15 protein-coding genes are annotated in these 14,498 nt (G+C 62.0%); 8 read left to right on the plus strand and 7 right to left on the minus strand.

The genetic code is table 11. The features are described from left to right. Positions 1-190 precede the first annotated feature (190 nt). On the plus strand, positions 191-703 hold the full coding sequence (locus CCX87_RS06855; RefSeq protein ID WP_086912769.1) for a chemotaxis protein CheW: 513 nt from the start codon (positions 191-193) through the stop codon (positions 701-703). A gap of 59 nt (positions 704-762) precedes the next feature. On the opposite strand, the gene CCX87_RS06860 is transcribed toward CCX87_RS06855, so the two are convergent. Further along, positions 763-2,088, minus strand: coding sequence for a GNAT family N-acetyltransferase (locus CCX87_RS06860; RefSeq protein ID WP_087744951.1), 1,326 nt, complete (start codon positions 2,086-2,088; stop codon positions 763-765). An 89-nt stretch (positions 2,089-2,177) separates the two neighbouring features. On the opposite strand from CCX87_RS06860, the gene CCX87_RS06865 reads away from it, so the two are divergent. Then, positions 2,178-3,836, plus strand: a complete 1,659-nt coding sequence (locus CCX87_RS06865; RefSeq protein ID WP_087748223.1) for an NAD+ synthase — start codon at positions 2,178-2,180, stop codon at positions 3,834-3,836. Between the two features lie 54 nt (positions 3,837-3,890). After that, positions 3,891-4,229: a P-II family nitrogen regulator gene (locus tag CCX87_RS06870; RefSeq protein ID WP_086912767.1), complete on the plus strand. Its 339-nt coding sequence runs from the start codon at positions 3,891-3,893 to the stop codon at positions 4,227-4,229. Positions 4,230-4,314: 85 nt separating this feature from the next. On the opposite strand, the gene CCX87_RS06875 is transcribed toward CCX87_RS06870, so the two are convergent. Genes CCX87_RS06875 through CCX87_RS06900 form a run of 6 tightly spaced genes read right to left on the minus strand, consistent with a single transcriptional unit; the run spans position 4,315 to position 7,813 of the window. Further along, the gene (locus tag CCX87_RS06875) at positions 4,315-4,908 is read right to left on the minus strand and encodes a TIGR00730 family Rossman fold protein (RefSeq protein ID WP_087744953.1); all 594 of its coding nucleotides are present in this window, start codon (positions 4,906-4,908) and stop codon (positions 4,315-4,317) included. Further along, positions 4,901-5,311, minus strand: coding sequence for a diacylglycerol kinase (locus tag CCX87_RS06880; protein WP_198314769.1), 411 nt, complete (start codon positions 5,309-5,311; stop codon positions 4,901-4,903). Before CCX87_RS06880 ends, CCX87_RS06875 begins: the two co-directional genes overlap by 8 nt. A gap of 52 nt (positions 5,312-5,363) precedes the next feature. After that, positions 5,364-5,903: an RDD family protein gene (locus CCX87_RS06885; RefSeq protein ID WP_087744957.1), complete on the minus strand. Its 540-nt coding sequence runs from the start codon at positions 5,901-5,903 to the stop codon at positions 5,364-5,366. Positions 5,904-5,908: 5 nt separating this feature from the next. Then, positions 5,909-6,754, minus strand: coding sequence for a DUF3106 domain-containing protein (locus tag CCX87_RS06890; RefSeq protein WP_232476499.1), 846 nt, complete (start codon positions 6,752-6,754; stop codon positions 5,909-5,911). Between the two features lie 52 nt (positions 6,755-6,806). Then, on the minus strand, positions 6,807-7,247 hold the full coding sequence (locus CCX87_RS06895; protein WP_087744961.1) for a DUF3619 family protein: 441 nt from the start codon (positions 7,245-7,247) through the stop codon (positions 6,807-6,809). Continuing rightward, positions 7,244-7,813, minus strand: coding sequence for an RNA polymerase sigma factor (locus CCX87_RS06900; RefSeq protein WP_087744963.1), 570 nt, complete (start codon positions 7,811-7,813; stop codon positions 7,244-7,246). Before CCX87_RS06900 ends, CCX87_RS06895 begins: the two co-directional genes overlap by 4 nt. A gap of 289 nt (positions 7,814-8,102) precedes the next feature. On the opposite strand from CCX87_RS06900, the gene CCX87_RS06905 reads away from it, so the two are divergent. From CCX87_RS06905 to CCX87_RS06925, 5 genes are all read left to right on the plus strand, one after another. Beyond that, a complete protein-coding gene (locus CCX87_RS06905; RefSeq protein ID WP_087744965.1) occupies positions 8,103-9,893 on the plus strand; it encodes an acetolactate synthase 3 catalytic subunit in 1,791 nt (596 codons plus the stop codon). A gap of 143 nt (positions 9,894-10,036) precedes the next feature. Next, positions 10,037-10,528, plus strand: coding sequence for an acetolactate synthase small subunit (gene ilvN, locus CCX87_RS06910; protein WP_087744967.1), 492 nt, complete (start codon positions 10,037-10,039; stop codon positions 10,526-10,528). Positions 10,529-10,689: 161 nt separating this feature from the next. Continuing rightward, positions 10,690-11,706: a ketol-acid reductoisomerase gene (gene ilvC / locus CCX87_RS06915; protein WP_087744969.1), complete on the plus strand. Its 1,017-nt coding sequence runs from the start codon at positions 10,690-10,692 to the stop codon at positions 11,704-11,706. Between the two features lie 202 nt (positions 11,707-11,908). Continuing rightward, positions 11,909-12,742, plus strand: coding sequence for a CDP-diacylglycerol--serine O-phosphatidyltransferase (gene pssA / locus CCX87_RS06920; protein WP_087744971.1), 834 nt, complete (start codon positions 11,909-11,911; stop codon positions 12,740-12,742). A 209-nt stretch (positions 12,743-12,951) separates the two neighbouring features. Next, positions 12,952-14,490 (plus strand): 2-isopropylmalate synthase, encoded by a 1,539-nt coding sequence (locus tag CCX87_RS06925; RefSeq protein WP_087744973.1) that lies wholly within the window; start codon positions 12,952-12,954, stop codon positions 14,488-14,490. The last annotated feature ends 8 nt before the right edge of the window (positions 14,491-14,498 follow it).

Here is a 14,498-nt window from a genome sequence, read left to right on the forward strand (position 1 = left end):
CGCCGGTGGTCGTGCCAGGCATGTCCCGCATGCGGGCAGGCTTGCTGCACCGCCATGGACACCGGACGCGCCATCGGGTTGCGTCGCTAATTGTGAGTAAATGCAACCAAAGGCTGCTATGCTCCGTCGATATGCGCAGGCCCGGCGTGGCCACTAGCCTGCCCGACCCGCTGTTTTGAAGGATGCGCACATGATTTCTGCCCCCACTGCAACCCGTTCTGAGTCGTCGTCGCGCACCGCTGCCACAGCCCGCGCGGCCGAATACCTGACCTTTCGCCTGGGGGAGGAGGAGTACGGCATCGACATCCTGCGGGTGCAGGAAATTCGCTCGTATGAGCAGCCCACGCGCATGGCCCATGCGCCTGATTTCATCAAGGGTGTGGTCGATCTGCGCGGGCGCATCGTTCCCATCGTGGATCTGCGCCTGAAACTGCACTGCCCCACGGCCGAATACACCGATTTCACCGTGGTCATCATCCTGAATGTGGGTGGCACCGTGCTGGGCGCGGTGGTGGATGCCGTGGCCGATGTGGTGGCCCTCACGGCCGATGCCATCAAGCCGGCGCCGCAGTTCGAAAGCCAGGTGGATTCCGCTTTTGTCACCGGCATCGCCACGCTGGGCGACCGCATGCTCATCATGATGGACATCGAATCCTTGCTGAGCAGCGCCGAAATGGGCCTGGTGGCCCAGGTCGCGCAGTAATCGGCCACGCCAGCACCATGCCGTTGTCGGGGTGGTGCGCCGGGTTTGGCGGAAGGGCGTTATGCCGTCCGAAACGGGCTGCGCGCCTGCAGGTGGTCCAGATAGTCTTCCACGCCAGCGCCCTCGCGCGCAAGAAAGCGTTCCACCGCGTCGGCAAATGCCGGGTGTGCCAGCCAGTGCAGGCTGGTGGCCTGCACGGGCAGCAGGGCGCGGGCCATCTTGTGTTCGCCTTGCGCGCCGCCTTCAAAGCGCTGCACGCCATGCGCGATGCACCACGCCAGTGGCTGGTAGTAGCAGGCCTCGAAATGCAGGCAGTCCACGCGTTCCAGCGCGCCCCAGTAGCGGCCGTACGCAGTGCGCGGTGGGTTTTTTGAATGATTTATGTCAGTAGCGCTTGTGCGACAAGCGTCAATAGCTATCAAACTGCTAGCAATTTGCCGGCCCTCGCGCTCGGCAATGAACAGCAGCCAATGCTCCGGCATGCGGTCGGCCATCTGCTGGAAGAACGCCCGTGTGAGGTAGGGCGGGTTGCCATGCTCAAGATAGGTGCGCTCGTAGCAACGGTAGAAAAAATCCCAGTCGGACGATGAGATGTCGGCCCCCAGCGCCCAGCGGAATGTGACACCGGCCTCGACCACGCGCCGGCGTTCCTGGCGGATCTTCTTGCGCTTTTCCTGGCTGAGATGGGCCAGAAAATCATCGAAATCACGATAGCCATGGATTGCTTCGTCGGCCGGCGCCGCGGCGACAGTTGCACCTTCTGCGAACGGCACCGGGATGCGCGTATCGGGCGCGGGGAGGACGTGTCCTTCGGGGGGCTGCGAAGGCGCGCCGGTGGCTGGCGCAGAGGTACCGTTCTGCCAGTGAAACTGCACTGTGTGCCGCAGCATCAGACCTTGCCGGGCGCTGGTCAGCACATCGTCGTCGCTGGCGAACAGCACATGCAAAGACGAGATGCCCTCGTCCTCGCACCACTGGCACAGCGCCTGCACCAGCAACTGGCGCGTGGGCTCGTCGCGCGCCAGCAGCCTTGTGCCGGGCACGGGCGTGAAAGGCACGGCCACCACGGCCTTGGGGTAGTAGGGTACGCCGTGTTGCTCGTAGGCACTGGCCCAGGCCCAGTCGAACACGTATTCGCCGTAGGAATGGCTCTTGAGGTACAGCGGGCAGGCGGCCACCAGTGCATCACCTTGCCACAGCGTCATGAAGCGGGGCGTCCAGCCGGTGCGAGGGACGGCGCTCTGGCTTTCGTGCAGGGCGGCCAGGTATTCGTGGCGCATGAAGGGGGTGGCGTGCGATTGCTGCGCCAGCAGGGCGTTCCAGGCACTGGCGTCCACCTCCAGCGGCGATGCCAGTACGCGCGCGATAATGGCGCCTTCAGCCATGCTGCCTCCGCGGGCCGCCGCTTCGCGCGGGGCCCCGAGGGGTGGTTGTGGCGGTGTTCCACCTGGCCGCAGGGGCCGATTCCAGTTCCATGACGCTCTCCATTTGCACCGCTCAGCTCAATTTTGTCGTGGGCGACATGCCCGGCAATGCGCAGAAAATCATTGCTGCCGCGCGTGAAGCCCATGCACAGGGCGCGCGCCTGTTGCTGACGCCCGAACTGGCCATCTGTGGCTACGCGGCAGAAGACCTGTTCCTGCGCCCCGCGTTTCTTGCGGCCTGTGATGATGCCGTGAAAACCGTGGCCCGCGAGACCGCGGGGTTGAATGGCCTGGCGATCGTGCTGGGCCATCCGCAAAAGCTGGCTGCTGGCGACCCGGCGTTCAGCCCCTGCCTGAATGCGGCCAGCGTTCTGCGCCATGGCCAGATCGAGCAGACCTATGCCAAGCGCGAGCTGCCCAACTACCAGGTGTTTGACGAGCGCCGCTATTTCGTCGCAGGCCATTCGCCCTGCGTGTTCGAGGTGGAGGGTGTGAAGGTCGGGCTGCTGATCTGCGAAGACGCATGGTTTGCAGCGCCCGCGCGCGCCGCAGCGCAGGCGGGGGCGCAATTGCTGGCGGTGATCAATGCATCGCCCTTTCACCTGGGCAAGAGCGCCGAGCGCGAGCAGACCATGCGCGAGCGCGTGGCCGAAACCGGCCTGCCGCTGGTCTATGCCCACCTGGTGGGCGGGCAAGACGAGGTGGTTTTCGAGGGCCGCTCGTTTGCCCTGAATGCCGACGGCGCAGTGGCGGGGCGCGCCCCCGGTTTCAAGGAAAAACTGGTTTTTGCGCAGATACATCAAGCGCAAGCAGCTATCAAATTAGAAGCAGAGGTGGTGCCCGAGCGCAGCCTGGAGGCTGATCTGTGGGACGCGCTGGTGCTGGGCGTGCGCGACTATGTGGGCAAGAACGGCTTTCCGGGCGCGCTGCTGGGCTTGTCGGGCGGCATTGATTCGGCGCTGGTGCTGGCGATTGCGGTGGATGCCCTGGGCGCCGACAAGGTGCACACCGTGATGATGCCGTCGCCCTACACGGCGGACATCAGCTGGATCGACGCGCGCGACATGGCCGAGCGCATGGGCGTGCGCTATGACGAAATCGCGATTGCGCCCCAGTTCAAGGCCTTCAAGGCCGCGCTGGCCAGCCAATTTGCCGGCCTGCCCGAGGACACGACCGAAGAAAACCTGCAGGCCCGCATCCGCGGCACGCTGCTGATGGCGTTGTCGAACAAGTTTGGCGCCATCGTGCTGACCACCGGCAACAAGAGCGAGATGGCCACGGGCTACTGCACGCTCTACGGCGACATGGCCGGCGGCTTTGCGCCCATCAAGGACGTGGCCAAAACCAGGGTGTTCGATCTGGCCCGCTGGCGCAATGCGCACGACCCCTATGGCACCGGCGCCAACCCCATCCCCGAGCGCATCATCACGCGCCCGCCCAGTGCCGAGTTGCGCCCCGACCAGAAAGACCAGGACAGTTTGCCGGCCTACGAGGTGCTGGATGCGATCGTGGCGCGTTACATGGAAAATGACGAGCCGATAGAGTCCATCATTGCCGCCGGGTTCGAGCGCGCCGATGTCGAGCGCGTCACCCGGCTGATCAAGATCAACGAGTACAAGCGCCGCCAGGCCCCCGTGGGCGTGCGCGTCACGCGCCGCAGCTTCGGCAAGGACTGGCGCTACCCTATCACCAGCCAATTCAGGGCCTGACGGGCATCCGCCAGCCTTACCGCCCTTTTTTTATATCCTCCAGGAGACTCCCCCATGAAAATGATCACCGCCATCATCAAGCCGTTCAAGCTCGAAGAAGTCCGCGAAGCCCTGGCCGAATGCGGTGTGACCGGTCTCACCGTGACCGAGGTAAAGGGCTTTGGCCGCCAGAAGGGCCATACCGAGCTGTACCGGGGGGCGGAATACGTGGTCGATTTTCTGCCCAAAGTGAAGGTCGAGGTGGTGGTCAAGTCCGAAGATCTGGAGCGCTGCGTGGACGCCATCGTCAATGTGGCGCGCACGGGCAAGATTGGTGACGGCAAGATTTTCGTGACCGCCGTGGAGCGCGTGGTGCGCATTCGCACGGGCGACCTGGACGACGCGGCAGTCTGAGCGACTTCCTGGGTGCCTCAGCCGGCGGGCGCAGGCCGGGGCCGATGGGTCAGTGGCCCGTTGTTCCAGCCGTCCCGGTTGCGCTTCAGATGACGGAGCGCAGCGGCACCTGTTCCTGGGGGTGGCCGGCCGACTGCACCAGCGTGCGAAGCAGCGCATTGCTGTCGGTTGCGGTATGCAGCAGGTCCATTTGCCAGGGCCCCATGAAGCCGCTGGCCACACTGGTCTGCAAGAAGGCCAGCAGGCCGTCGTAGTAGCCAGCCACATTGAGCAGGCCCACCGGCTTGTCGTGGTAGCCCAGCTGGCGCCAGGTCCACACTTCAAACAGTTCCTCAAAGGTGCCGATGCCGCCGGGCAGGGCCACGAAGGCGTCGCTGCGCTCGGCCATCATGGCTTTGCGCTCGTGCATGGTCTGCACGATGTGCAACTCGTCGCACTGGCGGTTGGCCTGCTCTTTGTCGACCAAGGTCTGCGGTATCACGCCCACCACCCGGCCGCCGGCCAGGCGCGTGGCCTCGGCCACGATGCCCATGAGGCCGCTGCGCCCGCCGCCATACACGAGCTGGCCGCCATGCGATCCGATCCAATGGCCCACGGCGGTTGCCGCCTGGGCAAACGCCGCGTTCTCGCCAGGGCGGGAACCACAGTACACGCAGATGGAAAAAGTTGGCTCAGCCATGGAAAAACCTCTGAAAAAGAGCTGCAGACCAGATGCCAACGCACAGCAGCAGCGACAGCAGCACCGCAGCACTGCCCATGTCCTTGGCACGCTTGGAAAGGTCGTGCCACTCGGGGCCGATGCGGTCGATGGCGGTTTCGATGCCGGTGTTGAGCAACTCCACGATCATCACGATCACCACTGAGCCGGCCAGCAGCGCCACTTCCACCCAGCGGTGGCCCAGCCAGAACGACAGCGGAACCAGCACCACTGCTGCAATGGCTTCCTGGCGAAACGCTTTCTCGCCCCAGCCGGCACGCAGGCCTTCGAGCGAGTAGCCGGTGGCATGCCAGATCCGGTTCAGCCCGGAGCGTGCCTTGTGCGGGTTGGCGGGCGCTTGGGGCGATGGGTCGAGTGATTGCATGCGGCGATTGTCAGGCGCGGATGTGTCTGGCAAGCACATGTCCGGCCAGGGCTTATTTTTTGGTGGGTTCATGGTGCACCAGGCGGGTACCCGCGAGTGCGTCGTGCCAGAACTGTTGCTGCGGGTGAAAGCGGCTCAGCAGCGCCCACACCGCGACCCAGCCCAACACAATCACCGCGGACTCGCCGCCCGGCAGCGAAAAGGGCGCTACGGCGGCCAGTGGCGGCAGAAACCACAGCCAGGAAAGAACGTAGCGCAGCAGTGCGCGCCGCTGGGTGAGCGGACGGCCAGCGTGGTCCACCACGCGGACGTTCCAGGTTTTCATGGCCAGCGTCTGGCCCTTGGCCCAGAACCAGGTGAAGTAGATGCCAAACACCACGAACAGGAAGGCCTGCAGGGCGTGCCGGTTGTCCATGGCATTGCGGGTCTGGCTCAGGGTTCCAAACAGGTAGCCGGCGATGAAGACCACGCCAAACATCAGGATGCCTTCGTACATCCAGCAGGCCATGCGGCGCACCAGGCTGGGGGCATGCAGGTTCGAGGGTGCGGCGACAGTGGAAGTCTGCACGTCAGGCGAAGACAAGGCGGGCATGCAGATTACTGGGGAGTGAGGAGGGGCACATCGGGCGCCACAGGGGCCGCATGGTCGTTGGTTGCGGGCGTGCCCGACAGTGGCGGCAGTGTGATGGGCACGGCCACAGGCACGTTGACGGGGGCGGTCTCCACCACGCCAGCAGGGGATGGAGCGGGGGAGCCATGGGCGCCCGCACCCGCCGCAGGAGCCGTTGGCAAAGGCATCGCAACGCGCGGAGACAGATTCTGGATGGGTGGAATCTTGGGCTGATTGGCGCGATTGGGGTTGGCTTCCGAGGCTGCTGGAATCTGCGCCAGCTTGCGGGGAGACACTGGTTTGAGCGCAGTGGCTGCTCCTTGGGGCTTGGGGGCTGCGCGCGCAGCCAGCTTGCGCTTTTCTTCGTCGCTCAGTGCCTGGTAGGCCTGCCATTGGGCGAGTTTGTTGTCACGCGCCAGGCGATTGGAATCGGCGTAATTGAGCCGTGCCTGATTGCGTTGTTGGGCACTCAGGCTGGCCCATTCCGTCATGCGGTTGTGCAGTTTTTCCTGTTCTTGTTCTGGCAGTGTCGAGAAGGTATGGGCCAAAGCGAGCCAGCGTTTTTTTTGCACCTCGCTGAGCAGAGCCCAGCGTTCCGCCAGTGGGTAAAGCGCCAGTTTCTGGGGTGTGTTCAGGACTTCCCAGCCCGGGCCGGCAGGAGTGAGCGTGGACGGATCGACCACCCTGCCGGATGTGCCTTTGCCGCTGGATTTGGGTGCCAACGCAGCAGCTGGCAGGACGGTGCCGGGGGCCATGCGCACCTGATTGAGCACCGCCATGCCACCTGCTGCGAACGCACCTAAAAGCACCAAAGCCAGCACAAAGGCTGGCATGGTGGGGCGGGCTTCAGGTGGACTTGCGTACATGCAGTAAAAGCGAATGCAATCAGTTGCTGGTGTGGGTGGTTTTTAGGAACTGTACAAAACCTGGGTCGGAGTAAGCCGCTGGGGGCAACTCGTCGGTCAGCAGGGCGGCATCAACTTCCGCCACTTCATTGTTACCCTGCTCGTCCTCGGCCATATTGATCACCACTAGGCCCACCAGCAGGGCCATCACGGGAACCGCCGAAACCAGTGCACTCCACCAGCCACCCCGCTCGTTACCACCACCGAGCACTGCGGTGTTGCCAGTGTGCATGACCGCAGGCGCGGCGCGACGCACTGGCACAACCACTTTGCGCTTGGCCAGCGCTTGCATGCGCGCGGCGCGCAGCCGCTCGGAAATATCGTAGGGCAGGTCGTCCGTTCCACTGGTCAGCCGCGCAGTAACGCGGCGTGCGAAACGATCCGCCGCCAATTCAGAGGGGGGGGTGTTTGCGGTGTTCATGGTTCGATTCCTTTTGCCTTCAGTGCCTTGCTGAGGGTCTGTACTGCACGAAAACAGTGCGTTTTGACGCTGCCTTCGGAGCAGCCCATGGCGGCTGCTGTTTCTGCGACATCCATTTCTTCCCAGTAACGCATGAGAAACGCTTCCCGTTGACGTGCAGGCAGCTCCTCGATTTCTTCTTCGATGCCCTTGAAGATCTGCGCACGCCGTGCCAGATCTTCCGCGCTCTCGGCCCGCTCTCCGTTGTCCGGGCCGGCATAGGCTTCGAGCAGATCAAATTCCGTGCCATCGTCTCCTGGCCCATCGAAGTCGCTCATGCTCGAAAACAGTGCGTTGCGGGTCTTCTGGCGGCGAAACCAGTCCAGCGTGCAGTTCGACAGAATGCGTTGAAACAGCATGGGCAGTTCGCCCGGGGGCTTGTCGCCGTAGTGCTCGGCCAGTTTGAGCATGCTGTCCTGAACGATATCCAGGGCCGCTTCCTCATTGCGGACGTGGTAGACCGAGCGCTTGAAAGCGCGCTTTTCTACACTTTTGAGGAATTCGGAGAGTTCTTGTTCAGTTGCCAAGAGGAGTCAGCCCGGGAGGGGTCGATGCTGTCATGCGAAAAAGCGCGGTGCAGCACGCAGAATCGGACAATTATCGCATTGAGTATTGAATTTTCTGGAAATGGCTGGTTATGCGGATGTTGCAGTGCGATAATCCAAGCTGCAATTCAAAAGGCAAACGGGTCACGGTCCGGCGCGGCAATCATCCCGCCCATGTCCTTGGCCTCAAGTTCCGAGCTGGCTTCACAAGAGTCCATGCAAGGAGCACCCAAGGTTTTTCGTCAGAGAAATTCACAAAGGTTGATCGATCATGGAAATCTCCAAGGCTGAACTCACTTCAGCAGCTGCTGCCTCCCACGGCAACTCTCCCGCCTCTGGCGCGCAGGACCTCATGGGTTCTGAAATCCTCGTCAAGGCGTTGCAGGCCGAGAACGTGCAGTACATCTGGGGCTACCCCGGCGGCGCGGTTCTCTATATTTACGACGCGCTCTACAAGCAAGACACCATTCAACATGTGCTGGTGCGCCATGAGCAGGCTGCGGTGCATGCCGCCGATGGCTACGCGCGCGCCACCGGCGAGGTGGGAGTGGCACTTGTCACATCTGGCCCTGGGCTGACCAACGCCGTCACCGGCATCGCCACGGCCTACATGGACAGCATTCCCATGGTGATCATCTCCGGCCAGGTGCCCACGGCGGCCATCGGGCTGGATGCGTTCCAGGAATGCGATACGGTGGGTATCACGCGCCCCATCGTCAAACACAACTTCCTCGTCAAGGACCCGCGCGATCTGGCCATGACGCTGAAAAAGGCCTTCCACATCGCCCGCACCGGCCGTCCTGGCCCCGTGGTGGTCGATATTCCGAAAGATGTGTCGTTCAAGAAGGTGCCCTACACCGGTTATCCCGAGAGCGTGGAAATGCGCTCGTACAACCCGGTGAGAAAGGGCCACGGCGGCCAGATTCGCAAGGCGCTGCAACTGCTGCTGGCGGCCAAGCGCCCCTATATCTACACCGGCGGCGGCGTGCTGCTGGGCAATGCCTCCAACGAACTGCGCACGCTGGTGGACATGCTGGGCTACCCAGTGACCAACACGTTGATGGGCCTGGGCGCCTATCCCGCGTCGGATCGCAAGTTCCTGGGCATGCTGGGGATGCACGGCACCATCGAGGCCAACAACGCCATGCAAAACTGCGATGTGCTGTTGGCCGTGGGCGCCCGTTTTGACGATCGCGTGATCGGCAACACCAAGCATTTCGCGCAGAACGAGCGCAAGATCATCCATGTGGACATCGACCCGTCGAGCATCTCCAAGCGCGTCAAGGTCGATATTCCGATCGTCGGCGATGTGAAGGATGTGCTCACCGAGTTGATCTCCATGATCCGTGAAAGCAGCACCCGCCCCGACGCCGGCGCACTCGCAGCGTGGTGGGACACCATCGAGGGCTGGCGCAAGCGCGACTGCCTCAAATACAGCATGGGCAGCGGCGATGTGATCAAGCCGCAGTACGTGGTCGAGACGCTGTGGAACATGACCCGTGACGCGGACACCTACATCACGTCCGATGTGGGCCAGCACCAGATGTGGGCCGCGCAGTATTACCGTTTTGACGAGCCGCGCCGCTGGATCAACTCCGGTGGCCTGGGCACCATGGGCGTGGGCATTCCCTACGCCATGGGCATCAAGCTGGCCAAGCCACAATCCGAGGTGTTCTGCATCACCGGCGAAGGCTCGGTGCAGATGAACATCCAGGAGCTGTCCACCTGCCTGCAGTACAACACGCCGATCAAGATCTGCTCGCTGAACAACCGTTATCTGGGCATGGTGCGCCAGTGGCAGGAGATCGAATACTCCGGCCGCTACAGCCACAGCTACATGGACGCGCTGCCCAACTTCGTGAAGCTGGCCGAGGCCTATGGCCATGTAGGCATGCTGATCGAGCACCCCAAGGACGTCGAACCCGCACTGCGCGAGGCCCGCAAGCTCAAGGACCGCACGGTGTTCATGGACTTCCGCACCGACCCCACAGAGAACGTGTTCCCGATGGTGCAGGCCGGCAAGGGCATTACCGAAATGTTGCTGGGGTCGGAAGATCTTTAAGCCAAATCGGCCCCAAGCGCTTGCTCATCAAGCGCAAGCAGCTATTAATTTGATAGCTATCACTTTTTGACGAATCTATTGCCTGCCAAGCCCGTGCATTACCGTGCACGGGGGAGGGCAGCAAAAAGAGGAATCTCTTCATCATGAAACACATCATTGCTGTCTTGCTGGAAAACGAGCCTGGTGCTCTTTCCCGCGTCGTGGGCCTGTTCTCGGCCCGTGGCTACAACATCGAATCGCTCACCGTGGCGCCCACCGAGGATGCATCGCTGTCGCGCATGACGATCCAGACCACGGGCTCCGACGACATGATCGAGCAGATCACCAAGCACCTGAATCGTCTCATCGAGGTGGTCAAGGTGGTTGACCTGACCGAAGGCGCCTACACCGAGCGCGAGCTCATGATGGTGAAGGTGCGCGCCGTGGGCAAGGAGCGCGAGGAGATGAAGCGCATGGCTGACATCTTTCGTGGCCGCATCATTGACGTGACCGAGAAGAGCTACACCATAGAGCTCACCGGTGACCAGTCCAAGAACGACGCCTTCCTGCAGGCCATTGACCGCACGGCCATCCTGGAAACCGTGCGCACGGGTGCCAGCGGCATCGGCCGCGGTGAGCGCATTCTGCGCGTGTGACGGATGGGCTTTCGACCGGCTAGCGTCGTGGGGGAGTCTTGCAGTGGTACAGCACTGTCTGCGGCTCCCCGCCTAGCCATCCGGCCGAATTTCAATCCGATGTAAGACAATTGACTGTTTAGTTTTCAACCCCCAACAACGTATTTCAACCGGAGCGACCCATGAAAGTTTTCTACGACAAAGACTGTGACCTGAGCCTGATCAAGGGCAAGACCGTGGCCATCATCGGCTACGGCTCGCAAGGCCACGCCCATGCACAAAACCTGAACGACAGCGGCGTGAAGGTCGTGGTCGGCCTGCGCAAGGGCGGCGCCTCGTGGGACAAGGTCGGCAAGGCCGGTCTCACGGTGATGGAAGTCAACGACGCCGTGAAGGCCGCTGACGTGGTCATGATCTTGCTGCCCGACGAAGACATCGCTGGCGTCTACAAGAACAACGTCGAGCCCAATATCAAGCAAGGCGCATCGCTGGCCTTCGCCCATGGCTTCAACGTGCACTACAACCAGGTCGTGCCCCGCGCCGACCTCGATGTGTGGATGGTCGCCCCCAAGGCACCTGGCCACACCGTGCGCAACACCTACACCCAGGGCGGCGGCGTGCCCCACCTGGTGGCCGTGCACCAGGACAAGACGGGCAAGGCCCGTGACCTGGCACTGAGCTATGCCATGGCCAATGGTGGCGGCAAGGCCGGCATCATCGAGACCAACTTCAAGGAAGAAACCGAGACCGACCTGTTCGGCGAGCAGGCCGTGCTGTGCGGCGGCGCCGTCGAGCTGATCAAGATGGGTTACGAAACCCTGGTCGAAGCCGGCTACGCGCCTGAAATGGCCTACTTCGAATGCTTGCACGAGCTCAAGCTCATCGTGGACCTGATCTACGAAGGCGGCATTGCCAACATGAACTACTCGATCTCGAACAACGCCGAATATGGCGAGTACGTGACCGGCCCTGAAGTGATCAACACGCAGTCGCGCGAAGCCATGCGCAATGCCCTGAAGCGCATCCAGAACGGCGAATACGCCAAGATGTTCATCCTGGAAGGCCGCACGGGCTACCCCAGCATGACCGCACGCCGCCGCAACACGGCCGACCACTCCATCGAAAAGGTGGGCGGCCAGTTGCGCGCGATGATGCCCTGGATCGCCAAGAACAAATTGGTCGACCAGACCCGCAATTGATGCGGCTTCCCTGAAGCATCACGAGCACCAAAAGGCCACTTCGGTGGCCTTTTTTGTTGACGGCCAATGGTGTTGGCTGGCGCTACACTGCTGCCTTCGCCTTGTACCCGTACGGCGGTATGGCCGATCTGCGGGCGAGAACAAAACACTATAAATTTGAGAGCTGCTTGCACTGGATGGGCAAGCGCTGGAGGTCTACTTGATGCATGACGGCAATGAATCCACCGACAACCCGGGTGTGGTGGTGCGCAAGCGTCGCAAGGGCATCTACATTCTGCCCAACCTGTTCACGCTGGCGGCATTGTTTGGTGGGTTCTATTCCATCGTGATGGCCATGAACGGGCGTTTCGACATGGCCGCCGTGGGCGTGTTTTGCGCCATGGTGCTGGACAGCCTTGATGGCCGGGTGGCCCGCATGACCAATACCCAGAGCGCTTTTGGCGAACAGATGGATTCACTGTCCGACATGGTGTCGTTTGGTGCGGCGCCGGCCCTGATTGCCTATGAATGGGCGCTCAGGGGACTGGGCCGCTGGGGCTGGATAGCCGCGTTTGTCTATTGCGCGTGCGCAGCGCTGCGCCTGGCTCGGTTTAACGTCAACACCGGCGTGGTGGACAAGCGTTATTTCCAGGGGCTGCCGTCGCCCGCCGCCGCGGCCCTGGTGGCGGGCTTCATCTGGCTGATGACCGAGCTGGGAGTGCATCGGGGCGAAGACGCGTGGCTCACCTGGTCGCAAGTGAGTTGGGTGATGTTTACCTTCACGCTGTATGCGGGGCTGACCATGGTGACCAATGTGCCGTTCTACAGCTTCAAGGACGTGCAGATGAAAAGAAGCGTGCCCTTCGCGGTTATCGTGCTGATTGCCCTGGGAATTGCCATTATCAACATCCATCCGCCCATCGTTCTGTTTGGCGTCTTCGTGTTTTATGGCCTGAGCGGCTATGCCGTGTATGCGTGGCGCAAGGCGAAGGGGCAGCACAGCAGTGTGATCAGCATATCTACCGATGAACCCGATGAACGTGGACTGCACAGGTGACGGCAGCAGGGCGCAGAAAACTGTGCTACATTGGAACGCATGAACACGTTTGCACTGGCACTACTGCTATCTCCCCACGGGCGGAGACAGTAGGCGCACGCGCACACTTTTTCTACAAAGGCCCGTATGCACCCGCAACGGGCCTTTTGTTTTGGGCGCCAGAATTTTGACGTTGCGGGCAACAACCCACCAGTATCAGGAGAAACCACATGGCCGACAAACTCATCATTTTTGACACCACCTTGCGCGATGGCGAGCAGTCCCCAGGCGCGTCGATGACCAAGGACGAAAAGCTGCGCATTGCCCGTCAGCTCGAACGCCTGAAGGTGGACGTGATCGAAGCCGGCTTTGCTGCCAGCTCCAACGGGGATTTCGAGGCGGTGCAGGCCATCGCCAATGCCATCCGGGAGTCCACCATCTGCTCGCTCTCGCGCGCCAACGACCGCGATATTTCGCGAGCCGCCGAGGCCCTTCAAGGCGCCGCCAGCGCGCGCATCCACACCTTCATCGCGACGTCGGCGCTGCACATGGAAAAGAAGCTGCGCATGACGCCAGAGCAGGTGCTGGAGCAGGCCCGGCAGTCGGTGCGTTTTGCGCGCAATCTGGTGGGCGATATCGAATTCAGCCCGGAAGATGGCTACCGCAGCGATCCGGACTTTCTGTGCCGCGTGATCGAGGCCGTGATTGCCGAGGGTGCCACCACCATCAATGTGCCCGATACCGTGGGTTATGCCGTGCCCGAGCTGTATGGCCACTTCATCAAGAACTTGCGCGAACGGGTGCCCAACAGCGACAAGGCCATCTGGTCGGTGCACTGCCATAACGATCTGGGCATGGCGGTGGCCAATTCGCTCGCGGGTGTAAAGATTGGCGGTGCACGCCAGGTGGAGTGCACCATCAACGGCCTGGGCGAGCGCGCGGGCAACTGCTCGCTTGAGGAGGTGGTCATGGCGGTCAAGACACGCCGCGACTACTTTGGCTTGGATGTGGGCATCGACACCAAGCACATCGTGGCTGCGAGCCGCATGGTCAGCCAGACCACGGGCTTTGTGGTGCAACCCAACAAGGCTGTGGTGGGTGCCAATGCATTTGCCCACGCCAGCGGCATCCACCAGGACGGCGTCCTGAAGGCCCGTGATACCTATGAAATCATGCGCGCCGAAGACGTGGGCTGGAGCGCTAACAAAATTGTTTTGGGCAAGCTCAGCGGGCGCAACGCCTTCAAGCAGCGCTTGCAGGAGCTGGGTGTGCAGCTGGAAAGCGAAACCGACGTCAACAATGCTTTTGCCAAGTTCAAAGAACTGGCCGACCGCAAGAGCGAGATCTTTGACGAAGACATCCTGGCGCTGGTGAGCGATGAAAGCGTGACCAGCGAAAAGGAACAATTTGGATTTGTTTCGCTTTCTCAGCACAGCGAGACGGGCGAGCGACCTCAGGCCTCGATCGTGTTCACCGTGGACGGCAAGGAGGTTCAGGGGCAATCCGATGGCAATGGACCGGTGGATGCATCACTCAAAGCCATCGAGTCGCATGTCCAGAGTGGTGCCGAGATGGTTTTGTACTCGGTGAACGCCATCAGCGGTTCGACCGAGAGCCAGGGGGAGGTCACCGTGCGACTGCAAAACAGCGGTCGTGTGGTGAACGGCGTGGGATCAGACCCGGATATCGTTGTGGCGTCCGCCAAAGCCTACCTGAGTGCATTGAACAAACTGCAAAGTAAAGCCGACCGTGTGGCCGCTCAAGGTTGAGATGTGAA

Origin of the sequence: Acidovorax sp. T1 (genome assembly GCF_002176815.1) — a bacterium.
Taxonomy (GTDB): Bacteria; Pseudomonadota; Gammaproteobacteria; order Burkholderiales; family Burkholderiaceae_C; genus Acidovorax.